Genomic DNA, 24,381 nt, shown 5'->3' on the forward strand with positions numbered 1-24,381 from the left:
AACAACTATGGCACTAAAAACTTATAAATCAAATAGCAAATAAGCGTTCCTGCAGCAGCGATAATAAAACCGCTCAAACGTTTCTTTTTGATAAAACAAATCAGAATAATCCCTGAAATAGAAACCAGTGTCATCAGTACAGCCGAGATATCGATAATCCACGACCAGGCCTTGCCAGAATCCCTCCCTTTATGCAAATCGTTTATTACCGCAACAACACCCATCCGCGTAACCGAAAGTTCGTATTTGCCTGTTTCGCGATCGATAAAAGCATCTGCTACATAGCCAGGTCCGTTAAAAGTTAAGCTTAACTCCTGTTCTTCGATCCTGAAATCGTTCAAAGCTCCTTTTACCTCATGTTTATTCCGCAGGAATTCTACTAACTGCAGTTTATTAATTTTTGATGTATCGGCAACTTTAATCCATTTGAGGTTAACGATTCCCGAATCTTTAGTAACTACTTCTTTGCCTGTGGTAAACCAATCGGCATGGTTTAAAGTTAAACCCGAAACGGCAAAGAATAAAAGGATGGTAAAACTTACCATCGAAAGGTAAATGTGCAGCCATCGCGATAATCCCGCTAAACGCTTTTTACCTTTTCCTTTGCCACTCTCCTTTTTTACTGCCTTTTTACCTAAGCCTGCTGGTGCGACAATAACACTACTTTTTTGGGGTTCCGATTTTTCTGTATTCAAGTGATGCTGATGCTAATTCCGGATTGGGGGTTAATGCTAATTTTTGTGCTGAGCCTGCAAATTTCATTTCTTTCGAAATAAGCTGGTAGGTTCCATGCTCGCGGGCTACTTCGATATAAACGGTGTAGTTGCCTTCTTTTACCAATTGTCCGTTATCGTTTTTGCCGTCCCAAACTAAGCTATACTTCCCCGGACCACGCGTTGCAGAACTGGTTGAGCTCAACTTTCCTTCGGCACCTTTTTTAAATTCATCTCCGTTTGATCTCGTCCACGATTTTAAGTCGGGTAACCAGCGCGGTTTATTGTACCAGATGGCCAGGTTGCGAACAGGATTCTTCGCTGCATCTTCTACCCAAACCGCTACAAAAGGACGACGCACCCTTCGACCATCAGCCGATTCGATATTCGCAATTTCGAGATTAACCAGCAATTCAAATTTGGTATTCCAAAGTTTATCGGCACGGTTAATCTTTGGGCTGGTAACAGTCTTTTTCTCATCTACAAGCTCATATTTTGTCCAGTTTTTACTCTTAACCTCTTTACCATCTTTAGTAACCAATAAATAAGCGATATCATTATTGCTGGCCGTTAAACGCGCAATTTCATTTACGGTGAGTACGTTAAAGGCTGTCGCTAGCGCACCAGCCTCACTCGCATTGGCTGCAATAACTGTAGCACTGATAATCTCTGATACAGGCTTTCCACTGCGTGGATCAACGATGTGCGAATACCATTTGCCACCTATGCTAAAACCCCTGCGGTAGTTGCCACTGGTTGCCACAGCCATATTCGCAACTTTTACCGTAGTTAAAGCGGCTTCGTTTTCGGCAGATGCCTTAGGGTTGGTAATTTCAATATTTTCGGTTTGGCTACCTTTAATCACCATATCACCACCTATATTAACCAGCACATTTTCAATCCCTGGTGTTTGCATAGCTGCTTCTGCAGCCTTATTGATGATGTAACTTTTGGCAAACGAGTTTAAAGCAAGTGGTGCATCATCCAAACGCGTAACGGTTTTATTTTGCGCATCAAGACTGTAGTGTTTTTGTTTAACCAGGCTCACTGCATCCTGTAATGCTGCTTCGGTGGGTAAACGATTGGCTTCAGCAGCCTTTTTCCATACCCTGCTAATTACTTCTGCCGAAGCATCGATAGCGCCATTGGTTGCCGTTTTATAATGTTCGAACTGCTGTAATACCTCAAATAATTCGGGCGAAATTTTAACGGTTTGCGGGCTGTTATTCATCCATTTGCTAAATTCACTGTCGGCTTTATAAGCACTTAAAATATGATCTAAACGATCAATTTCATTCAGGGCGCGTGCTTCTGCCAGGTCGGCTTCGGCTTGATTAGCTGCTTTAAATTTTAGTTCTAACGATGTTCCCAGTACATTTTCGTAATTGGACACAAAAGTGCGGAAGGGCTTAACCGGCTTAACAAAAGATGAAGCGGTAAGCACCAAAAGGAAGACTGTGGCCAGGTGTTTAAATTTCATATTTACTGATAATTGGAGATTGCTTACAAAGAAAATGGTTTAATTTGGAATAATTTTAAATAAGGTTAAATTATATTGGAAATGATACGTTTTTGATCCACTGTTTTTTGAATTCATATCAAAGCCAACATCATTTGCATTGACACGATATTAAAGTGAGGGTTTAATCGGTTACAAACTTTAATTGATGCCTCTGGCCTGTCGTTTTTAAGGTCTTTGCTATAGGCTTTAAGCTTTTTTTCCTATTTTCGCTTATAAGATGCTGAATATACAATCTAAACTTCCTGGCGTAAGTACCACCATTTTTACGGTGATGAGCAAACTTGCGGCAGAACACAATGCCATTAATTTATCGCAGGGTTTTCCAGATTATGCTTGTGATCCAAACCTGGTCGAACTGGTAACTAAGGCTATGCAGGATGGTTTTAACCAATATGCACCCATGCCTGGTTCTCCTGTTTTGAAAGAAACCATTGCTGCAAAAGTAGAAAACCTATACAAAGTAAAATATAACCCTGATACCGAAATTACAGTAACTGCAGGAGGTACACAAGCTATTTTTACGGCCCTGGCTGCTATCATCAATGCCGGTGATGAGGTAATTATATTTGAACCGGCCTACGATAGTTACGCACCAACCATTAAACTGCTTGGCGGACTGGTTAAGACCTATGAACTTGCCCCTCCCGATTATGCCATAGACTGGGACATGGTGAAGAAGCTTTTTACGTCCAAAACCCGGATGATCATCTTAAATTCACCACAAAACCCAACTGGGAGCATTTTATCAGCTGATGACATGAAAGCCCTGATTAAACTGGTTAGTGGTACAGATATTTTGATTTTGAGTGATGAAGTGTATGAGCATTTAATTTACGATGAGCAAAAGCACCAAAGTGTAATGTTATATCCCGAATTAAAGCAGCGGAGCTTCATTGTAGCCTCTTTTGGCAAGCTTTTACATGCTACAGGCTGGAAGCTCGGCTATTGCCTTGCACCCGAAAAACTAACCAAAGAATTCAGGAAGGTACACCAATTTAATGTTTTCAGCGTTAATAGTCCCATGCAACAAGCTATTGCCACTTATTTGCAAACACCTGCCAATTACACCGGAATTGCTGCCTTTTTTCAGGAGAAACGTGATTATTTCAGGAGTCTGCTGGCCGAAAGCAGATTAGAACTACTACCCTGCAACGGATCGTATTTTCAGTGCGTTAGCTACCGGAAAATCAGCGATGAAAAAGATACCGATTTTAGTATGCGGCTGATTAAGGAATTTGGTGTGGCCACGATACCTGTTTCTGCATTTTACCAGAAAGGTACCGACCACAAAATCATCAGGTTCTGTTTTGCCAAAGAGCACGAAACACTGGCTTTAGCTGCAGAGAAATTAAAGAATATTTAACGGCACCAAACTCATATAGAAATGGAAGCACCTGTTTACACTCAAATAGAAAACCTGAAAGTAACTGTTTTTCAGGCTTATCTTTTTTGGGAAAACATCGATAAGAACCTCTTAAACCTTGCCCTTCGCCTCTCCATGGGTGTACGGGAAAAAACAGATTTAATTATCCTGCCCGAAATGTTTAACACCGGTTTTAGCATGAACTCCGAAGCCCTGGCCGAAGAAATGGGTGGTAAAACCATGCAGTGGATGCACAAAATGGCCGATTTATACAATTGTGTAGTTACCGGCAGTATCATTATAAAAGAAAATAACCAATATTATAACCGCTTAATCTGGATGGAACCAGATGGAAAGTATCAGCATTACGATAAGCGCCATTTGTTTGGCATGGGCGATGAAGACGAGCATTTTAGCCCTGGAAAGCAAAAACTGGTGGTTGAGCTCAAAGGCTGGAAGATTAGACTGGCCATTTGCTACGACCTCCGTTTCCCGGTGTGGTTACGTAATGTAGATCAGGAGTACGATATATTACTGTTAGTGGCTAACTGGCCTGATAAGCGTTCGGCCCACTGGAAAGCCCTGATTCCGGCTCGTGCAATAGAAAACCAAAGTTATGTTATTGCTGTAAACCGTGTGGGCCATGATGGCAATCAGATTTACCACAGTGGCTTATCGATGTGTTTAGATCCTTATGGCAATACCGTTTATTACAAGCCAGAAGACGAAGATTTATATACCTTTAGTATCAATTACGAAGAACTGGTTAAAATCAGACGGCAGTTTCCATTTCTTAAAGATGCAGATAGATTTACCATTAGTTAGAAAATAACCAATTATCAAATTCCAATTTACAAAATACAACTACCGATTAACCAGTTAAACGATTTAAACAATTAACCAAACAGCTACCAATTAACCAGTTAACCAATTTATACAATTAACCAAATAAAACAACAAACCATCCAACATACATGTTTAACCGCCGTAAATTTATAAAAGCCTCTGCCCTTTCTGCCGGGTTACTGGCCATTGATAAAAGCAGTATTGCCAACGTAGTTCCGCAGAACAACCAAAAAGCAGCTAATTTCCCGATTGTAATTTCGACCTGGGATTTTGGGATTGCGGCCAATGCCGATGCCTGGAAAGTGCTTTCTACAGGCGGTCGTGCTTTAGATGCTGTTGAGCAAGGCGTTTGGGTTCCGGAGGCTGATGAAAAAAATCAGTCGGTTGGTTATGGTGGTTTACCTGATCGTGATGGCCGTGTAACGCTCGATGCCTGTATTATGGATGAACAAGGCAATTGCGGGGCGGTTTTAGCGCTTGAGTATATTAAACATCCCATTTCGGTAGCACGTAAAGTAATGGAAAAAACGCCGCACGTAATGCTGGCGGGCGATGGAGCACTTCAGTTTGCATTGGAGCAAGGCTTTAAAAAAGAAAACCTGCTTACCCCTGCTAGCGAAAAAGCATGGAAAGAATGGTTAAAAACAGCCAAGTATGCACCGGTAATGAATATTGAGAATAAGCTTTATCAAAAAGCTGCTCCTCAAAAATTACCCGGAAACCAATATAACCACGATACTATTGGTATGTTAGCCATCGATGCCAAGGGAAACATTTCTGGTGCCTGCACCACTAGCGGCATGGCTTATAAACTTCACGGTCGCATTGGTGATAGCCCTATTATTGGTGCAGGTTTATATGTAGATAATGAAATTGGCGGTGCAACTTCTACAGGGGTTGGCGAAGAAGTAGTGAGAAATGTAGGTTCGTTTTTGGTAGTAGAACTGATGCGGCAAGGTTACAGCCCTGAAGCAGCTTGTAAAGAAGCCGTAATGCGTATCATTAAAAAGAAACCCGAAACCGCTAAAAATATCCAGGTGGGTTTCCTTGCAATCAATAAAAAAGGTGAATATGGCGCTTATGCTATTCAACAAGGCTTTAGTTATGCGGTTTGTAATGCCGAAAAACAAGATCTTTTAATTAAAGGAAAAAGCTACTATTAATCATTTACGATATTCATAGCTCACATCTAAATACAAACTCCAATGGGATTACTAGCAAAGATTTTCGGTAAAAAGAACGTTGCCGAGCGCAAAGGCGAGCCAGATATGGTTGTTGTTCCGGAGGATAATGAAAAAATGGATTGGGCCATTGAAAAGGCTGTGCTCACCTTATGGTATTTTGAAGCCAGCCTGAAAAACCCTTTGCCACACCAGGATTACTTTTCAGTTAAGGTGATGATTATTGACGGAGATAAAGGAGAGCATATCTGGTTAACCGATCCTCATTTCGATGATGAAGGGAATTTATTTGGTACTGTTGGAAATGCTCCGGTTAATGTACATAGCGTAAAACTGAATCAAAAAATCGGGATTAAACGCGAGCTGATATCTGATTGGATGATTATCGAAGACGGTCGATTAATTGGCGGTTACACCATCAGGGCTATCCGCGATAACATCCCCGATAAAGATAAAATGGCCTTTGATCAGCAGATCAATTTGTACATTGATGAGGGCGTTGATCATTTTAAAACAAATCTGGAAACACCCGAAGGTGCCATTCTATCTTTAGAAAAAGCTTATAATTACAAGGATATCAATGCAGCGATGGATTGTAAAGATTTTTTCGAAGAAGCTACCACAATGCTCTCAGGCATGGATATGGACATCAATAAAGCAATAATCGCTGAAACTGCAGAATTGTTAAAATTGTCTTTCATCAAAAATATTGAAGAAAACGGCTTTCCTGATTTTTCAGCTATCCAGAATGCATTCCCCGAACGTAAAAAGATCGATGAAACACACTGGGTAATTACCGAAGTCTGCTGGCATCCGGATGGTGGCAAATCTGTTCAGCAATTAAATACCTACAAATCACCAAAAGGTTGGGTGGTACTTGGCCCAAATGGACCAAAAGCATAATATCAAACCAAGCACAACATGAATAATAAAGGAACAATTGGCGGATTAGAAGTATGTGCCAATTCTTATACTTCTGCCCTGGCTGCACAAAATGGCGGTGCCATCAGGGTAGAATTTTGCGATAACCTGGCCGAAGGCGGTACCACACCCAGCTATGGACAGCTGGCGCTTGCTAAAAAAAATCTTACCATTGCCATTTGGCCGATTATCCGTCCGCGGGGTGGCGATTTCTTATATTCCGATATCGAGTTTGAGTTGATGAAGGAAGATATAATCGCCTGTAAATCTTTAAAATGTGATGGGGTGGTTATTGGTATACTTCATGCCGATGGCAGCATTGATAAAGCCAGATGTGCCGAATTGATTGCACTTGCACAGCCCATGGGGGTAGCTTTTCACCGGGCATTTGATATGAGTAACAACATGGATCAGGCCTTAGAAGACCTTATTGAGCTCAAAGTTCAACGGGTTTTAACTTCAGGTGGTGCACCAAACGCCCCGCTGGGTATCGAAAAACTGGCTCAACTCGTTAAACAAGCTAATGGCCGCATTGCGATTATGCCTGGTGCTGGTATAAATGAAAGCAACATACAGGAACTGATTACCAAAACCGGTGCTAAAGAATTTCATGCTTCGGCAAAGGGATTTGTAGCCAGTAAAATGGAGTATAGAAATACCGAAACCAAAATGGGCAGCATCGAAGATGAATACCGTTACGAATTAACTTCTGAAGCGAAGGTTAAGGCTTTAACCGAAATTATCGGAAACAATTTAAATAAATAGTATTCAGTTAATTAGTATATTTAAGTAACCATTAACTATACTAATTATGATCAAAAAACTAGTCCCCCTCTTTGCGGTGGCTTTACTATTGGCGGCATGCCAGAGTAAAGAAGCAAAAACAACTGAAACGGTAGCTACCGATACTACAAAGTATCCGTACACACCTAAAAAAGTGCACAACTGGCAAATGAACCCTGAACCTCAGAACATGGTTGCGGCCATGAGCGCATTAAAAGGTTTTGCATCATTGGATACGGCTGCTGTTAAGCCTTTTCTTGGCGACAGCATCTGGCTTATGGTAGATAACTATAGCTTTAAAGGCACCAGAAGTCAGTTTTTAGGTGAAGCCCAACACGAAATAGACCGATTTAAGCATATCCAGATTGATATGGAAGATATGGAATCGGTAATCAGCAAAGATAAATCAGAAGAATGGGTGAGTTTGTGGTACAAACAGATCTCGACGATGAAAGATGGTAAAACCGATACCGTAAACTGCTTTAACGATTTTAAAATGAAAGACGGTAAAGTGGTGGGCTGGTCTGAGTATGTGCAACACCCGATGAAGGGTAAGCCTTGATGATGAGATATCGTGTTTTGACATGCTCAAGGTGATGATTTTAATAGATTATCCGTCATTTCGAGCGGAGTCGGGAGATCTCTTTATAATTACGTCCTTCGACAGGTTGCCGTTGACAGAAACTAATAGAATTCTCGTCATTGCGAGGAACGAAGCAATCTTAATGCGCTCGTTGTAAGATTGCTTCGTCGGCTGAAAAAGCCTTCTCGCAATGGCGAATTTTCGCAACTAATTTTTATGAAATAAATTAATCCTACCATTGACAGACCCGGTAGAAGAATCGTCATCTCGACTGAAGCGCAGCGAAATGGAGAGATCTTTAAATAGATTTAGCTTCGCTGAGAACTTCGTGCGTCTTTACTGCGTTGCACTCCGCTCAAAATGATGCCCCTGAATGGGCTGTTATTCACATTAATTTTTATGAATAAATTAACCCTCAGGATGAGAAACTTTAATTTTCTATAATCTGAAAAAGTCAGATGGAAACATCTGACTTCACTTATACTTCACAGCTGATTAATCGCCACTACCTGGTACATAATGCAGGCCTGGTGTTAAATAGTGCAATAAAATAACCCTCGAATAACGGTAATTGATAGGCGATAAAAGCAGCACACCGCTTAAAATCAAGGCAACATAATACCAAAGGTTTTCGTAAACCAAGGGTAAGCCCAAAATGTATGAGGCTACGCCTATGGTAATGATCTCGGCAACATTCATGGCGTAACTCACAAACATGGCTACGTAGAAGAAACCCGGTTCACGCTCGAATTTTAAATTGCAGTGCGGGCAGTTAATATTTGTTTTTTGAAGTCTGAACGAATAAGCATTTCCCGTAAAAATATCGCCTTTGCGGCAACGTGGGCATTTACATTGTAAAAAGGATTGAAATTTTGATAACTCAGCCATAATATTCTGATTTGATACTACAAAGTTAGGCTTTAATATTCCACTAAATTATGATCTGTGTCATGTTTATCAGATCATTTGTTCATTGGTATCATGCTACCCTTTTACTATTTTTCCTTTAACAGTTTTAATCAAACCTTTCTCAGCAAGCATTTTTACACCACGGATTACCGTTTCTACCCGTAAGCCAGTCATATCGGCCAGCTCCTGCCGGGTTACCTTTAAATGTTCGCCTACAGCAATATCGTGCAGCAAATAGTTGATAATGGTGAGTAAACGGTGATCGGCTTTTTCATTGGCCAGTTCTTCGAGCATCATCGATTTATAAAATAACCTGTGACTCAGCGTCTGGATCAGGTTCATGCTAAAATCTGGCTCATGCTTAATCAGGCTGAAAAAGTCATCCTTATTTACGGCAATAAGCTGCGAATCTTTATTGGCAATGGTAAAGGCCAGATAAGGCCTGTTAATGAGCAATGCAGGTTCGCCAAAATGTTGTCCTGTTTTAAAAACACCCTGAATAAATTCCTTGCCTTCATCGCTTACGGTTACCATGCGCACCTCTCCCGATTTAATGAAATACACATACCTGGGCTGCATGCCGGGTTCGTAAATCATCGAATCTTTAGCGTAAGTTTTTACCTTTAAACCGCGATCAATCAGCTTCTGAATATTCATTTTTCAGGGAGCCTTAAACTAGCCTAAGGTTTCTTTCATTAACCGGGTGTAAAACTCCTTCAGTGTAATACCCATAGCTGCTACCTGTTGCGGAATAAAGCTGGTAGCCGTTTGTCCGGGAATGGTATTAATTTCAATAAAATAGAATTTTCCGGTTTCATGCTCAAGGAAATAATCTACCCGTACCACACCCCTGCAGTTTAATTTTTTATATACATCGGTTACCACCTGTTGTACCCTAACCAACTCTTCATCAGTCATGTTGCCTGGGGTAATTTCTTCGGTAGCACCGGGTGTGTATTTAGCTTCAAAATCGAAGAACTCGTTTTGCGGAATAACTTCAGTAGTTGGCAAAACAATAACCTTTCCTTCGGCACCAAAAATACCGATCGAAAACTCACGGCCACTCACAAATTCTTCTATCAGGATCTGGCTATCTTCTTTAAAAGCTTTTTCAATTGCCGCTTCCAGGTCGTCGGCATGTTTAACCTTGGTCATACCAATGCTGCTCCCGCCACTGTTGGGTTTTACAAAATACGGAAGCCTTAAATCCTGTTTAATCTGATTTACATTGTAGTTGCCATCTTTAAAGATCTGCACCGATTTAGCGGTATATAAATGATCAATCCCTTCAACAATGGCTTTGGTATAGCCTTTATTCATGGTGATTGATGAGGTTAACGCATCGCAGGTAGTGTAAGGAATGCCAATCATATCGAAATAGCCCTGCAACTTACCATCTTCTCCCGGCGAGCCGTGTATGGCAATAAATACACCGTCGAACTTTATCTTTCTTCCTTCTAATGTTAAAGAAAAATCGTTTTTATCAATTTCAATTTTTACCGAATCGGCAGGCTCGTAAAACCAGCCCTTTTCGTTCAGCATAATTTTATAAACATCGTATAATTCGGGGTCGATATGTTGCGCAATAGTTGCCGCACTTTTTACTGAAACAACCCATTCGCCTGTGGTACCGCCTGTTAACAATGCTATCGTTTTTTTCATGTCTGAAATCCTTATTATAAATAGAAATTGATTATAAATATATCCTCAAAAATATAAATATCTTTGTGCATTAGTTAATTTTGACTGGTAGAATATTCAATAAATAAAATCTAAATAATTGGACGGATAATTGCTTGTGCAGGTATTCTGTTTTATATTCAATGATTTAAAATAGCTACATTTGAGCTTACACGCATAACCCAAAATTTAAGATTCATGTCTAAATTTATAGATTATTTAAAAACGAAATCCTTTAGAAACAACATTTTAGCAGCCGTTATTACCGTTATTGTTTTGCTGCTAATCGCTTTTTTTAGCTTAAGATATTACACCAAGCATGGTCAGGGCTTAAATGTGCCGTTGGTTAAAGGACTGCCATTTGAACAGGCTGTAAAAAAACTCGGAGATGCAGGCTTAAAATACGAAGTAGATTCGGTTTTTATTCTCGACCAGCCAGCGGGTATTGTTATCGACCAGGATCCAGATCCTAATACTTTTGTAAAAGATAACCGTACCATTTACTTAACAATTAATGCGGGTAAAACACCCAATACAAAATTCCCTGATATCGCGTTTAAAACCCTGAGAGAGGCACAGGCACTTATTGAGAGTTCGCGTTTAAAACTTGGCGATACCACTTACAGACCAGATGTGAGTCGTGATGTGGTATTGGAAGCTTCATTTGGTGGCCAGCCCATTACTGCTGGTCAGATTGTTCCCGTAGGCTCACGAATCAACCTTGTTTTGGGCGATGGACGCGGAAATGAAGAAGTAGAAATCCCGCAGTTAATGGGCTTAACCATGGACGAGGCGAAATTTAGCTTAAAAGGCTCGAACCTGAGTTTAGGTACCATTATTTACGATGGTCCGATAACCGATAGCGCAGCTGCAGTAATCATTAAACAAGACCCTGTGGTGGCCGATTCGGTGACCAAAGTGGCCATTGGCACTAAAATAAACATTACTTTATCTAACAAACAACAATAATTACGCATAATATACCGATGACTGAAGTAGAAAAAAAGAATATGAGTACAGGCAAAAAAGTAGCCCTGATAGTTGCACTGGTTGTGATTTTAATTGGTGGTTATTTTGCACTAAACCTTTACCGACTGTACTTTGCCCCTAACGTTACCGAAAATCAAAAATACCTGTACATTAAAACGGGAAGCAGTTACAATGACCTCGCAGCTGAAATAAAGAAGAAAGACCTGGTAAAAAGCATTTCTTCGTTTACGGCAGCAGCCGGAAAAATGAACCTGGCCAATAGTGTTAAACCTGGCCGTTACCGTTTATTAAAGGGAATGACCAACCGTACTTTGATTAACCTGATTAAAGCCGGTAACCAGGATCCTGTTAAGCTAAAGTTCCATAACATCCGCAAGAAGGAAAACTTTGCAGCCTATTTGGCCAGCAACCTCGAAGCCGATTCTTTAAGTTTCATTAATGCTTTAGATTCTACTGCCCTGATTGCCAAATATGGTTTTAATCAGGATAATGTTTACACCATGTTTATCCCAAACACCTACGAAATGTATTGGAACATTTCGCCGGTTGATTTCTTTGAAAGGATGCACAAGGAATATGATAAATTCTGGAATACAGAACGCAAGCAAAAGGCAGCCAGCTTAAATCTAACGCCAGCTCAGGTTTATACCCTGGCTTCTATTGTAGATGGTGAGGCGCTTTACGATAAAGAAATGCCAATTATTGCCGGCTTGTATTTAAACCGTTTAAACAAGGGTATATTGTTACAAGCCGATCCGACTGTAATTTTCGCCAATAACGATTTTACGGTGAAAAGGGTAACAGGGAAGTTGTTGCAGGTACAATCGCCTTACAACACCTATAAATATGCAGGTTTGCCTCCGGGGCCAATTATGATGCCGAGTATAAATGCAATCGATGCTGTATTAAACCGCGATAAGAACAATTACATTTACATGTGCGCCAAGGAAGATTTCTCGGGTTACCACAACTTTGCCGAAACCAAGGCTGAGCATGAAGTAAATGCCAAAAAATACCGTGAGGCTTTAAATAAAAGGAACATATTTAAGTAATGTATAGCCACAGTACAAAAATACGGGTGCGCTATGGCGAAACCGATCAGATGGGTTATATGTATTATGGTAACTATGCCCAATATTATGAAGTAGGCCGGGTAGAAATGCTGCGCAGTTTAGGTATGAGCTACAGCTCTATGGAAGCGGATGGTATTATGATGCCTGTTTTAGAACTAAAATGCAAATACATTAAACCTGCACTTTACGATCAGGAAATTACGGTAAAAACAATTATTAAAACCCTCCCTGGTATCAGGATCTTTTTTGAATACGAGCTGTATAACGAAAAGGAAGAGCTGATTAACCTTGGGGCCACCACCCTGGTTTTTGTAGACATGAAAAAGAATAAACCTACAAATCCACCCGAAAATTTTATGGAGAAATTATCGGTATTTTTTAATTAGTAATACAATGGAATGGTTACACCGGCAATTATTACATCTTAAGCTCTATTCGAGGTTTATCGAATGGACCAAAGGATGTGTTTTGCCTGGTTTTAGTCCACTCCCATTATATACGGTTGCCACTTTCTTTTTCAGGGAAATTGGGAAGGATACCCTGGTTAATAAAGCCTCATCGCTGGCTTATAGCTTTATGCTGGCCATTTTTCCGGGCATTATCTTCCTTTTTACGCTTATTCCATTTATCCCGATAAAGGGTTTCCAGGATCAGCTGTTAAACCTCATCCAACTCGTATTGCCGCACAATGCTTTCGATGCTTTTGAAACAACTTTAAAGGATATCATCAAAAACCAAAACAGGGGATTGTTATCCTTTGGTTTTTTCTCTGCACTATTTTTTGCAACCAATGGGGTTAAAAACCTGATGAAAGCTTTTAACAAATCATCGTTGATTATCGAAACCCGGGGTTGGTTAAAACAGCGTTTAATTGCATTGATATTAACCGTTATCATCTGTTTTTCGATCATCATATGCATCAGTGCCATGGCTTTAGGCGATATTTTACTGACTAAAATTAATGACGAATTACACTTAAAAGACAGCTTTCTGGTTTATACGGTAAACTTTACCCGTTGGGCCTTATTGGCCGCACTGTATTTTATTACCATTTCTATTTTGTACCGCTACGGCCCATCTCATACCAAAAAGTGGAAGCTTTTTAGCGCAGGCTCATGGCTGGCCACTATTCTGGCTTTTTTAACCATCTGGGGTTTTTCTTACTACATTAACCATTTCGGTTCTTATAATAAAGTGTACGGCTCAATTGGTACTTTAATCGTAGTGATGATCTGGCTTTACCTCAATTCTTTGATTTTGCTGATCGGTTTTGAGCTGAATGCCAGTGTTGATGTAAGCAAAAGAAGCGTAAAAATTATCCGCCCTACCTTTAATCTCTTCAAAAAATCGGAGCCAATTGAAGAAAATATTCAGAAGAAATAATTTTTTCTCGCTCTGTGTTAAGTAATTATCAATTTTATATAAAAAAAACACAATCAGAGTTTGCAGATTTAGCCGGAGTTTGTACTTTTGCATCCGGAAAGCTGGCAGAGTGGTCGAATGCGGCAGTCTTGAAAACTGTTGACTGTAACAGGTCCGGGGGTTCGAATCCCTCGCTTTCCGCCCAGAAATACTAAACCCGACAATAGTCGGGTTTTTTGTTTTACAGGATTTTCGCCAGGCAATAATGCTGAGGATATTCCAGCCAGTTATCGCCTGCTGATCATATAGCATCATGCTCCGTATTTTCTTCTACCCTGGTAAGCGCTAAAACCATAGCAAATTCACAGTAAGTCCGCATTATGGTGATGAAACGCGGATTATATGCGGACTCACTACGGATTTACCCTTAATCTGGTATGAAGTTGATTGCCGTATGATCGCTCATTTGCATATGTTCAGAAGCGGTTGTTTAGGTAGCCTTTCACTAATGTTCACCTAAATACAAATCCTTCAAAGCCTGGAAAACATCCTCCAGATGTTATAAATGAATCCCTCAATTGTTAAGCTAGATTTTATATAATTCTACAATTTGTTTATATAATTTTAAGATATCTAAGTGTTCCACTCCATTAAAAACCCTCACCTGGAAAAGGTAAAATGCAAGGCCATAGATTTACAAAAATAGCTTTAAAGGTTCATAAATGACCTTTGGAAGCACATTATGTATTTTCTTTCCAGCAGAAAAACCACCTTGTTTCGCCGGCTATTCAACCATAAAAACATCATACAACAGCGTCGGCTGTTATGAGTGTAGAATGAACGGGCTTTTATTTTCATCAATCTATTACCTACCTTTGCTTTGCATTGAAAAACTTAAGAATAGATATCGTTGCAGTATTGCTATTGTGTTTGGGCTCTTTTTTATTCCCGGGCCTTAGTTATGCGCATGCATCAACTTCTGCTAATACAATGCACAGTTCATGTTCTAAAAAGGGGGATAAAAAAGCGACGATGAAAGATTGTTGCCACGCTAAATCCAACCAAAAAACAAAAGATAACGGTTGTAACAGCAAATGTAAGCATCGCTCTTGCCGCTGCTGCGCTTCCTGCCCTACTGTAAGCCTGGCTTTAGTATGCGATTTTAAAATTGAAAATCAGCTATTTGCTATTGAGAAAGCGCAAATCGGTTACAAGCAATCTAAATACACTTTCGGATTTATTTCTATCTGGCAACCGCCTAAAATAGCTTAAATTAATTGGCTGCATAGCCAAAAATGCGTTCTTCTTAAAACAAGAATAGCTACCCAATATTTAATTTATAGCATTTTTAAATAATTACAATGAAATTCACATCAAAAATATGGATGGTAATAGTTCTGCTATTATCTGCTACAAGCATTTTTGCCCAAATTAAAAACGCACAAACCGCCAGTTTAAAAGTATTCGGAAACTGCGAAATGTGCAAAAAGACCATCGAAGCTGCCGGAAACCTAAAGGGTATCTCAAAAGTAGAATGGAACAAAACCTCTAAAATAGCCACCGTTACTTACGACGAAAAGAAAACGGATACTGATGAAATACTAAAGCGGATTGCTTTAGCGGGTTACGATAACGAACGATTCTTAGCTCCGGCCGATGCTTATGCAAAATTAGAGGAATGTTGCCGGTATGAACGGGCTATTAAGCTCAAAACCCAAACAAAAGAAAGTCTGGCTATGAAAGAAGATAATCATAAACCACAAGCCACCAGACAGAATGCCTCTCCGCTGAAGCCAGTGTTCGATGCTTATTTTTCGGTAAAAGATGCCATGGTAAAAAGCGATGGCAATACGACAGCTGGTTTGGCTACCCAACTGCTTAATGCGATAAAAAAGGTAGAAATGGATAAGCTGACAACAGCAGAACATACCGTTTGGATGGCTGGGCTTAAGGAGATAACTGCTGATGCCGAAAGTATTTCAAAGCTAAAAGAGATAGCACAACAGAGGCAGTTTTTCTCTTCGTTATCTAAATCTATATATCAACTGGCCAAAATTGTAAAACAAGATAGCCCTGTTTATTACCAACACTGCCCAATGTACAACAGCGGTAAGGGCGCCAATTGGTTGAGCAAGGAAGCAGCAATCAAAAACCCATACTATGGCAGTAAAATGATGACTTGTGGCAGTATTGTGGAGACCTTAAACTAATTGAAAATTACACTTAGAAACGAACGCATGAAAAATATATTTTTCCCTATAGTTTACCTGGCTATCCTTACAATAACTTTTATTTCTTGTAGCGAGTCATCGAAAACAAAGAGTTCAACAGCGCAAAAAGAAAATCCGGCAGTTAAAGGCAGTATTAACCCGGTTACAACGCTCCTATCTGGTTATTTAACACTAAAAAACGCTTTGATTAATGATAATGGCAATGAAGCTGCAGCGGCCGGAAATAAGCTTTTAGCCGAATTAAGTAAAATTGACAGCACTGCTATCCCAGATGCCAAACGTAAAGAATACACAGACATTGCAGATGACATTAGTGAAAATGCTACACACATTGCTGCCAATGCCGAAAAAGTAGCGCATCAAAGGGAGCATTTCGAATCGCTGAGTAACGATGTAAGCGATCTGATTAACTTGTTTGGTGTGCAACAAAAATTGTATCGGGATCGATGCCCAATGTACAACAATGGCAAAGGAGCCATATGGATTAGCGAAACCAGCGAAATTAAAAATCCATATTACGGTAAACAGATGCTCGCCTGTGGTTGGGTAGAAAAGGAATATTAGAATGAAGAAGAAAATAATGACGGTGTTACTGCTGCTCTTATTTCTCTTTCTGCTTTTTCAGCTTTATCAGCCTGTCCCAAATGTAAACAGGAAACAGGCTGGTGTAAGCGATTTCCTGCAGTTTTATCAGGTTCCTGTCCGAATCGGGAATATCCTGGTAAATTCGTGCTACGACTGCCATAGCAATAATACCCGTTACAGTTGGTACAATTATATCCAGCCTGTACGGTTGCTTGTTGAAAAGCACATTGCTTCTGGAAAAAGAGAGTTAAACTTTAACCATTGGAGCAGTTATTCGAACCGGAAGCAAAGCAGGCTTTTACAAGCCATCAAAAAGCAGATCGAAAGCAGAGAAATGCCCCTGTCATCATATACTTTACTGCATAAAAATTCGAAATTAGATGATGCCCAAATAAAAACACTAGTGAACTGGCTTGAAAGCCAAAAGTAGCTTACCTTAAAAAATATCAAATGAGAATATATAAAAGTATGCCCAAAATAGTACTGCAAGTGCTTTTACTCTTGCTTTGCACCAATACGTTATTTGCACAAAAAGTAGTTACCTATCATCTTAATGTTAAAGATACACTGGTAAATTATGCAGGTAAAGAAAAAAGGGCAATTGCGGTAAACGGGCAAATCCCAATGCCTACACTTACCTTTACCGAGGGCGATACCGCAGAGATTGTGGTACACAACCAACTCAAAGAGAATACCTCCTTGCACTGGCATGGCGTATTTTTACCCAACAAAGAAGATGGCGTACCATATCTTACCCAGCAGCCCATTAAGCCCAATACTATCCACACCTACCGTTTTCCAATCATCCAGAACGGAACGCACTGGTATCATTCGCACTCGGGCCTGCAAGAGCAGATTGGCATGTACGGTAACTTTGTAATGAAGAAACGGAACGCCGATAAAACTTTCAGGAAAGGAATAGACGACTTACCAACTCTGCCTGTGGTACTCAGCGAGTGGACTAACCTGAATCCGGATAATGTACACCGGATGCTTCATAACGCCAACGATTGGGCAGCGATAAAAAAAGGCGCTACACAATCCTATTCAGAAGCTGTTAAGCAAGGTCAGTTTAAAACCAAAGTTAAGAATGAGTGGAAACGGATGACCGCAATGGATGTGAGCGATGTTTACTACGATAAGGTAATGATGAATGGCCAGGTTAATGCCGATTTGAAAAGTATAGATGGCAAAGCCTTAAAAGCCGGCGATCGCGTACGGCTCCGCATTTCGAACGGAGGGGCTTCCTCTTATTTCTGGCTGCGTTATGCGGGTGGTAAGATGACTGTTATAGCCAGCGATGGTAACGATGTAGTTCCTGTAGAAGTAGATAGATTAATTATTGCCGTATCCGAAACTTATGATGTGGTGCTTACTATACCCGAAAACGGAATTGCCTACGAATTTATGGCGACTACCGAAGACAGGACCCAATCTACCAGTTACTTTATCGGGAATGGCATCAAACAGTTGATTTCGCCGTTGCCACGCCTCAAATATTTTGATGGTATGAAGATGATGAACGATATGATGAAGATGAATGGCGACCTCGACGATATGGGCATGAAAATGAGCCTTAACCAGATGGATATGAACGTGGTGATGTATCCGGAAATTACCGGCGAAGCATCAGAAAAAGAGGCGCACAATAAAAAAGGAATGAACATGGAGGCAGATCCGAACCGCTATAATGCAAATGCACTGGGCGATATTGTTACCTTGAATTATGCTATGCTTAAATCACCGCATACTACCACCTTGCCTAAAACAGCACCTGTTAAGGAATTGAAGTTTACCCTTACCGGAAACATGAACCGCTACGTTTGGAGTATGGATAATAAAGTGTTGAGCGAGAGTGATAAAATACCCGTAAAAAAAGGCGAAGTATTGCGCATTACACTGTACAACAATTCGATGATGCGCCACCCTATCCACTTGCATGGCTTCGATTTTAGGGTAATTAATGGGCAAGGAGAAAAAGCCCCCCTTAAAAACGTGCTCGATATTATGCCTATGGAAACCGATACCATTGAGTTTCTGGCAAACGAAGAAGGCGACTGGTTTTTTCACTGCCATATTTTATACCACATGATGGCGGGAATGAACAGGGTTTTTGCTGTAGGCGATTACAAGAATCCATTGTTGCCCGATAAGGCAGAAGCCTACAAAGCATTGCAAAAAGAAAGTAATATGCCGCATTTTATGGCACAGAACGATTTTGCCTCAAATGGTAATGATGGTTCGGCAATGGTGCAAGATGCACGCTGGTCGGTGGGTACCGAATGGCGCCTGGGTTATAGCAATATGCATGGTTTTGAGGTAGAAACACATGTTGGCCGCTACATCGGAAAAATGCAATGGCTAATGCCTTTTATTGGTTTCGACTGGCGTTACCGCAAAATGGGTATCGACGAACATGAAAAAAACATCTTTGGTCAGGTTAACAAGAAAGATAGCAGAAGTGCGGTAAGCCTCGGTGTAATGTACACCTTGCCCCTGCTAATCGATTTTCAGGCCGAAGTTTATCATGATGGGATTGTACGTTTGGCACTGATGCGCGAGGATATTCCGGTATCAAAAAGGCTTAGGGCTGGTTTTATGGTCAATACCGACCTCGAATATATGGCCGACCTGAGGTATGTAATTAATAAAAATATGGGTATCCGTACACACTACGATAGCGATATGGGATTTGGTGTAGGCTTATCGCTTAATTATTAAGTAATGGCCGGAAACAAGAGAAGGCCACTCCTTTCGGAGCAACCTTCCCGTTTCTTTAAGCTAATTCTTAAAATATTTGGCTGTCTGGCTAAGAGACTTTCTCTTCTGCGTGTGTTATACTTAAAATTGTTTAAGCATGTCCCTCAACAGGGTACCATTGGCAGCATCATAGAACCGTTATTGCAAGGAACGAAGAAATTTTAATGCGATCGTTTTAAGATTACCTGCCTACTGCAGGCAGGCTTCGTTCCCGCAATAACAACCATGGAAGGACGGCCATTATTTTTTTCCGTTCATATCCATAAAAATAGATTTAATGCCTTCTAAAAGTTCTTTCCTTTCGCTAGCCAGCACCAGCGGAAACCACTCGTCGGTATGTAACTCTACCACATGCTCATGGATGAGGTAATGCCTACCCGACCGAACCCGACGCTTATTGCCGGGAATAATGGTGCCGGATAGCATTTTGATTATAATTTTGGTAATCATCCTGATGTATTTAGGAGAATCTTCATATTTACAATCTATGAAGAGAATCCATAATCCATTCATGTTATTATACTGTATGCTTGCTTTCATGTACCGAGCTTATTAAAAGATGATGACTTTAATATACCAGTAGTTATAGGCTGAAGCCCCATGCCACCCGGAAGCCTACGAAGTTATTGGTGTGATCGCACTTATAGTATTTACCATTACTCTCCCAGCGCAGGCCGGCATCGATATAATTGTTATCATGGAGGTAAAATATCATTCCGAACTGCGGGGCATACAGAAATGCCGCTTTTTTACCTTCCACGCAGTTGGTTTTGTTCAGGAGAAAGGAAACACCAATTTCGGACTGTATATAGAGGTTACTCCTGTAAAAATACTTCAAACCAGCTTTAACCGGAACAAGATGAAGGTCGTCTACCAAACGGGAATAGGTGCCGGAAACAAAGATATTATTGAACCCGGTGTTTACTGAGGCATATAAGAGGTTTTCAATAAATGGAAATTCTGCTTGAACAGAAACACCAAGTGGTGCCTCGTACTTCTTTGCTAAATACCCGGTTGCCAAACCAGTTTCGATACCCAGAGAATACCGGATACCTGTTCCGCCATAAACCTGTGATTGCCCATTGGCACTTTGAAAAAGAAATAGAGATAAGAATAGAGTTAATGCGTTAATTGTTTTCATGATTTCAAAATTTTAGTGAATAGAAATCCATCACCATAAAAAATATTTTTGGTGAATTCGTTTAGAGAGATAATGTATTGAAAGAAGGCTTATCGCTCGACAAGCCTAACGAAGATATCAGAGTGTTGTTTGAAATACCTTAAAATATTAAGAAATAGACTTATTGTTGTTTCTTGGCATAGTATGGTGTGCAATTGTTTCAGAAACAGTCTTTTCTATGCTTGTATGCCTTAATATTTCGTTGTATTTCTCCAATAACTTGATGTATTTATTCATCCAGAAATAGACTGAATTGGCATCGCCGTTGGCAAAATCTTCGGTATGCGCATCAAAAGCTTCGTTAATGCTGGTGTTTGTCTTCGCAAAGGTTTCGGGCAGTTCTATTGAAAAATCATGGCCTATTACACTTCCTACTTTCCAGATGATTTCGGGGTTAAGGCTTTTCTGATCGAACCAATTGTAAATTGTTCTCCTGCTTACATTTAATTTACGGGATAATTCACTTATTCCCATACGGTCCCGGCGCACAACGCGCTCTAGTACCTGACCTACATTTAAACTCATAGCGGTTAATTTAATTTAAAACGAATATTTAAATTTCATCAACATCGGGGACGACTATGTTACTGCAATTTAATAAATTTTTTGTTAACAAATGCAAAATATACTTACTGTTTTAACGTTGCGGTAATTAATTGGCAACCAGTAAATCAAGCTCTTCGTAACGTGAGTTGTTGCTGATATAATCGGGTATAATTTCCTTCATTTTCTTTACCATATTCAGGTCGTTTCCATCGTTATTCAGGACAATCAGGTCTTTAATAATCTGATTTACGTACAGATAATTATAAGCTACTTTTTGCGAAATTTTAATTTTTGGATGGTGCGTAGCCATAATTTCCTCTTCCATCAACAACAGTTCTTCGTATAGCTTCTCGCCTGGTCTTAAACCGGTAAAAACAATATCGATATCGCTGTATGGTGTTAAACCAGCCAGTTTAATCATGTTAATGGCTAAATCAACAATTTTGATTGGTTTGCCCATGTCGAATAAAAAGATCTCGCCACCTTTACCCATAGCACCAGCTTCCATCACCAGTTGTACTGCCTCGGGTATGGTCATAAAGTAGCGGGTTATTTCAGGGTCGGTAACTGTTATTGGTCCCCTGCGCTCAATCTGACTTTTGAACCTTGGGATAACCGAACCGTTAGAACCCAATACATTACCGAAACGGGTAGTTACGAAGCGTGTGCGCGAGGCATGTGTAGTAATTTCGCCATTTGGCAGGATTTCGGGGCTGTTTAACGACTGGATATAAATTTCGGCCAAACGTTTTGAAGCGCCCATTACATTGGTTGGTTTAACAGCTTTATCGGTCGATATCATTACAAATTTTTCTACCCCAAATTCCAGCGATACATCGGCCATGTTTTTAGTACCTAAAACATTGGTTAAAACAGCTTCAGCCGGATTATCTTCCATCATAGGTACATGTTTGTATGCCGCAGCATGAAAAACAATTTCTGGTCTATACAATTCAAACAGCGTACGGATGCGGTTGATGTTTTGCACATTGGCCATAAATATTTTTACATGGGCCAACTGGAAATTATCTTCCAGCTCCAGTTTCAGATCGTGTAAAGGTGTTTCCGCCTGATCGCAAAGAATAACCATTTTAGGGTTATAGTGTAAGGCCTGCCTAACTATTTCTGATCCGATAGATCCTGCAGCACCTGTAACCAAAATACATTTACCGGATAAATCTTTAAGAATATTCTTTTTGTTGAGTTTAATAGGCTCGCGCTCTAGCAGGTCTTCAATTTTTAAATCCCTCAATTGGTGCGAATCGAGCTTACCATACAGCCATTTATCAGATGGTGGGACCATAATTACCTTAATGCCCTGGTTTACGCAGGTATCGATAATTTTCTTTTTGTTAAGGGTATTTACAGCATCCTCGGCAAACAGTATTTTTTTTATTCCATATTTATCCTTTAAAAACTCAACTGAGCACGAGTGGTATACTTTTTTCTGCTCGAGGTATTTATCTACCCGATCGCGATTATCATCGATAAAACCTACTATATTCAAATTCGAATCTTCATTTTGTTCGATGGCATTTTTAATCAGGATGGCTTTTTTATCCGAACCATAAACCAGGATATTTTCCTTGGTTTCGGTTTTAAGTTCTTTAAAAAAGTAAAACACCCCTTTAACCAGTGTACGCATTAAAATGAGTAATGATGAGGAAATAAAGAAATTCAGAATCAGCGCTTTGTCCATATGGCCCCAAAGCAGTTGAAATCTTTGTGAAAGGATTTTATTTACACCAATAAAAAGCAAACTAGTGACAAAAACAGCTAGAAAAACCCTTAAAATATCTTCGGTATTGGAGTAGCGGATAATGCCTGTATGGATACGCAATGCAATAAAAACGCCTGCAGCTATGGCACAATAGAGGCCTACGTACATGAAATTACTGGCGTTAAAAATATCCTGGTAATAGCGTGTGTGGGTTAATAAAATAGATATAAACAAAGTCCAGACAACAATCATCTGGTCTATGAGTAAAATTAACCATCTTGAGTGCGCTTTGTCGGGGAAAAAAAACTTTTTCATAATTGAGAATCATTAAATTTTGTGTACTGATTATTGAGGTATCATTCTGTAAAGTGGAAAAAAATCTGTCTCAGCATATATTTGGTTACCTGATTTTTCTACCAGTTGATTATAAACAGGTTTATTGGCAATGTACCGCCAGCTGTAATTATCTAGAGTCATATCCGAAAAACCCAGTTTCCATTCAAAAAGAGAATCTTCTTTAAAACCAAGTCCGCCGCCTAAATGATAGTACTTCATATCCCATTTCCGCCCCAGTTCACTGATTTCGTCAACAAGGAACTTAGCTGGCGAACTTTTCAGATAATTGGCGTTAGTAGCAATTAAATGGCCCTGAATGATTCCATTTGTACAGGTGATAATACTTCCGCAAACCACGGCTTGCTCTGAGTAAACCAGAATTAATTTACAATTGAATTCGGTTGAGTGAATGAGATTAGTAAAATGATCTTCAGTAAAAAGATAAAAATCAGCTGCCTGAATGCGGTTCATGTTCGATTCATATAGTCTTGTAAAACTGGCAATATCAGCCTGTGATTTCGTTTCAACTGCAACATATCCCAACCTGCGGCATTTCTTAATACAATCTTTTGTAGTTTGCCTGTACCCTTTTCGTTGATCTTCAATATTTTGCTGTAGATCAATGGCTACCGTTTTCCCGTTTGGGAATAAGCCATCGACTTTTTGCAGCAGTTCATTTTGATCAAAAAACGGATGAAGTTTAGAAAAAACTGAAACATAACCGCCTTTGCTTAAAAAGGATACAAAAGCATTTAAAAAACGTTGTATCAAATTGCTTTCAATATCGGTAAACTTTCGGTTAGAAATGGGGCCTGAATAACCATAAACGCAGTGTAGATCATAATATGAGGTATCATGTATTGCTCTTTCCAGTAAGGGGATGGCAATAAAGTTACTCTCTTCGCAATACACAAATAAAAGGGGTTTTCCGTTTGTAGCCAAAGAATGGTATTGCCAGGAATGATAAAAATCGTAATCCTTAGCTAGATTAACATATTTAATCCAATCTTCCTTCTGTTTTAAAGTAAGTTGTAAAGTGGTTCCGCAAGCATTATTTTCAATTACCATATCAATTTATTAAAGAAAACAACCAGTTA

Annotated in this window: 25 protein-coding genes and 1 tRNA gene; 16 read left to right on the forward strand and 10 right to left on the reverse strand. The window is 39.9% G+C overall.

Features of this window, described 5'->3' with window-relative positions; genetic code table 11:
* Positions 1-5: 5 nt before the first annotated feature.
* A complete protein-coding gene (locus tag HWV58_RS06900; protein ID WP_217706959.1) occupies positions 6-695 on the reverse strand; it encodes a PepSY-associated TM helix domain-containing protein in 690 nt (229 codons plus the stop codon).
* Positions 661-2,193 carry a DUF2271 domain-containing protein gene (locus HWV58_RS06905; protein ID WP_175633382.1) on the reverse strand — a complete coding sequence of 511 codons (1,533 nt, stop codon included), beginning with the start codon at positions 2,191-2,193 and terminating at the stop codon, positions 661-663. Before HWV58_RS06905 ends, HWV58_RS06900 begins: the two co-directional genes overlap by 35 nt.
* 259 nt (positions 2,194-2,452) lie before the next feature.
* On the opposite strand from HWV58_RS06905, the gene HWV58_RS06910 reads away from it, so the two are divergent.
* The 6 genes from HWV58_RS06910 to HWV58_RS06935 all read left to right on the forward strand — a co-directional run bounded on the left by HWV58_RS06910 (position 2,453) and on the right by HWV58_RS06935 (position 7,891).
* The gene (locus tag HWV58_RS06910; protein WP_175633383.1) at positions 2,453-3,598 is read left to right on the forward strand and encodes a methionine aminotransferase; all 1,146 of its coding nucleotides are present in this window, start codon (positions 2,453-2,455) and stop codon (positions 3,596-3,598) included.
* 21 nt (positions 3,599-3,619) lie between these two features.
* Positions 3,620-4,423 (forward strand): nitrilase family protein, encoded by an 804-nt coding sequence (locus tag HWV58_RS06915; protein WP_175633384.1) that lies wholly within the window; start codon positions 3,620-3,622, stop codon positions 4,421-4,423.
* A 149-nt stretch (positions 4,424-4,572) separates the two neighbouring features.
* The gene (locus HWV58_RS06920; RefSeq protein ID WP_175633385.1) at positions 4,573-5,607 is read left to right on the forward strand and encodes a N(4)-(beta-N-acetylglucosaminyl)-L-asparaginase; all 1,035 of its coding nucleotides are present in this window, start codon (positions 4,573-4,575) and stop codon (positions 5,605-5,607) included.
* 42 nt (positions 5,608-5,649) lie between these two features.
* The gene (locus HWV58_RS06925) at positions 5,650-6,528 is read left to right on the forward strand and encodes a YegJ family protein (RefSeq protein ID WP_175633386.1); all 879 of its coding nucleotides are present in this window, start codon (positions 5,650-5,652) and stop codon (positions 6,526-6,528) included.
* An 18-nt stretch (positions 6,529-6,546) separates the two neighbouring features.
* The gene (locus tag HWV58_RS06930; protein ID WP_175633387.1) at positions 6,547-7,311 is read left to right on the forward strand and encodes a copper homeostasis protein CutC; all 765 of its coding nucleotides are present in this window, start codon (positions 6,547-6,549) and stop codon (positions 7,309-7,311) included.
* Positions 7,312-7,357: 46 nt separating this feature from the next.
* Entirely contained in the window at positions 7,358-7,891 is a 534-nt protein-coding gene (locus tag HWV58_RS06935; protein ID WP_175633388.1) for a hypothetical protein, read from the forward strand.
* A 516-nt stretch (positions 7,892-8,407) separates the two neighbouring features.
* Here the strand turns inward: HWV58_RS06935 and HWV58_RS06940 are convergent.
* The 3 genes from HWV58_RS06940 to HWV58_RS06950 form a co-directional block, all read right to left on the reverse strand.
* Positions 8,408-8,800 (reverse strand): DUF983 domain-containing protein, encoded by a 393-nt coding sequence (locus HWV58_RS06940; protein ID WP_124560256.1) that lies wholly within the window; start codon positions 8,798-8,800, stop codon positions 8,408-8,410.
* Between the two features lie 96 nt (positions 8,801-8,896).
* On the reverse strand, positions 8,897-9,478 hold the full coding sequence (locus tag HWV58_RS06945) for a Crp/Fnr family transcriptional regulator (RefSeq protein ID WP_175633389.1): 582 nt from the start codon (positions 9,476-9,478) through the stop codon (positions 8,897-8,899).
* A gap of 18 nt (positions 9,479-9,496) precedes the next feature.
* Entirely contained in the window at positions 9,497-10,483 is a 987-nt protein-coding gene (locus tag HWV58_RS06950; protein ID WP_175633390.1) for a D-alanine--D-alanine ligase, read from the reverse strand.
* Positions 10,484-10,699: 216 nt separating this feature from the next.
* Between HWV58_RS06950 and HWV58_RS06955 the strand changes: the two genes are divergently transcribed.
* From HWV58_RS06955 to HWV58_RS07000, 10 genes are all read left to right on the forward strand, one after another.
* Positions 10,700-11,470 (forward strand): PASTA domain-containing protein, encoded by a 771-nt coding sequence (locus tag HWV58_RS06955; protein WP_175633391.1) that lies wholly within the window; start codon positions 10,700-10,702, stop codon positions 11,468-11,470.
* 17 nt (positions 11,471-11,487) lie between these two features.
* Positions 11,488-12,543, forward strand: coding sequence for an endolytic transglycosylase MltG (gene mltG / locus HWV58_RS06960; RefSeq protein ID WP_175633392.1), 1,056 nt, complete (start codon positions 11,488-11,490; stop codon positions 12,541-12,543).
* A complete protein-coding gene (locus HWV58_RS06965) occupies positions 12,543-12,950 on the forward strand; it encodes an acyl-CoA thioesterase (protein ID WP_039472572.1) in 408 nt (135 codons plus the stop codon). The genes mltG and HWV58_RS06965 overlap by 1 nt, the downstream gene beginning before the upstream one ends.
* A gap of 7 nt (positions 12,951-12,957) precedes the next feature.
* On the forward strand, positions 12,958-13,947 hold the full coding sequence (locus HWV58_RS06970) for a YihY/virulence factor BrkB family protein (protein ID WP_175633393.1): 990 nt from the start codon (positions 12,958-12,960) through the stop codon (positions 13,945-13,947).
* A gap of 95 nt (positions 13,948-14,042) precedes the next feature.
* A tRNA-Ser gene (locus HWV58_RS06975) sits at positions 14,043-14,127 on the forward strand.
* A gap of 684 nt (positions 14,128-14,811) precedes the next feature.
* Positions 14,812-15,198 (forward strand): hypothetical protein, encoded by a 387-nt coding sequence (locus HWV58_RS06980; RefSeq protein WP_175633394.1) that lies wholly within the window; start codon positions 14,812-14,814, stop codon positions 15,196-15,198.
* Positions 15,199-15,287: 89 nt separating this feature from the next.
* The gene (locus tag HWV58_RS06985) at positions 15,288-16,136 is read left to right on the forward strand and encodes a DUF3347 domain-containing protein (protein ID WP_175633395.1); all 849 of its coding nucleotides are present in this window, start codon (positions 15,288-15,290) and stop codon (positions 16,134-16,136) included.
* Between the two features lie 27 nt (positions 16,137-16,163).
* Positions 16,164-16,721 carry a DUF3347 domain-containing protein gene (locus HWV58_RS06990; RefSeq protein WP_175633396.1) on the forward strand — a complete coding sequence of 186 codons (558 nt, stop codon included), beginning with the start codon at positions 16,164-16,166 and terminating at the stop codon, positions 16,719-16,721.
* Position 16,722: 1 nt separating this feature from the next.
* Positions 16,723-17,172, forward strand: coding sequence for a heme-binding domain-containing protein (locus tag HWV58_RS06995; protein ID WP_175633397.1), 450 nt, complete (start codon positions 16,723-16,725; stop codon positions 17,170-17,172).
* A 20-nt stretch (positions 17,173-17,192) separates the two neighbouring features.
* A complete protein-coding gene (locus HWV58_RS07000; RefSeq protein ID WP_175633398.1) occupies positions 17,193-19,463 on the forward strand; it encodes a multicopper oxidase family protein in 2,271 nt (756 codons plus the stop codon).
* A gap of 279 nt (positions 19,464-19,742) precedes the next feature.
* On the opposite strand, the gene HWV58_RS07005 is transcribed toward HWV58_RS07000, so the two are convergent.
* The 5 genes from HWV58_RS07005 to HWV58_RS07025 all read right to left on the reverse strand — a co-directional run bounded on the left by HWV58_RS07005 (position 19,743) and on the right by HWV58_RS07025 (position 24,352).
* Positions 19,743-20,042: a hypothetical protein gene (locus HWV58_RS07005; protein ID WP_175633399.1), complete on the reverse strand. Its 300-nt coding sequence runs from the start codon at positions 20,040-20,042 to the stop codon at positions 19,743-19,745.
* Positions 20,043-20,085: 43 nt separating this feature from the next.
* Positions 20,086-20,643 carry a hypothetical protein gene (locus tag HWV58_RS07010; protein ID WP_175633400.1) on the reverse strand — a complete coding sequence of 186 codons (558 nt, stop codon included), beginning with the start codon at positions 20,641-20,643 and terminating at the stop codon, positions 20,086-20,088.
* A 147-nt stretch (positions 20,644-20,790) separates the two neighbouring features.
* The gene (locus HWV58_RS07015) at positions 20,791-21,207 is read right to left on the reverse strand and encodes a helix-turn-helix domain-containing protein (RefSeq protein ID WP_175633401.1); all 417 of its coding nucleotides are present in this window, start codon (positions 21,205-21,207) and stop codon (positions 20,791-20,793) included.
* A gap of 127 nt (positions 21,208-21,334) precedes the next feature.
* The gene (locus HWV58_RS07020) at positions 21,335-23,263 is read right to left on the reverse strand and encodes a polysaccharide biosynthesis protein (protein WP_175633402.1); all 1,929 of its coding nucleotides are present in this window, start codon (positions 23,261-23,263) and stop codon (positions 21,335-21,337) included.
* Positions 23,264-23,293: 30 nt separating this feature from the next.
* Positions 23,294-24,352: a GNAT family N-acetyltransferase gene (locus tag HWV58_RS07025; protein WP_175633403.1), complete on the reverse strand. Its 1,059-nt coding sequence runs from the start codon at positions 24,350-24,352 to the stop codon at positions 23,294-23,296.
* Positions 24,353-24,381: the final 29 nt, after the last annotated feature.

The organism is Pedobacter ghigonis (assembly GCF_903166585.1).
Taxonomy (GTDB): domain Bacteria; phylum Bacteroidota; class Bacteroidia; order Sphingobacteriales; family Sphingobacteriaceae; genus Pedobacter; species Pedobacter ghigonis.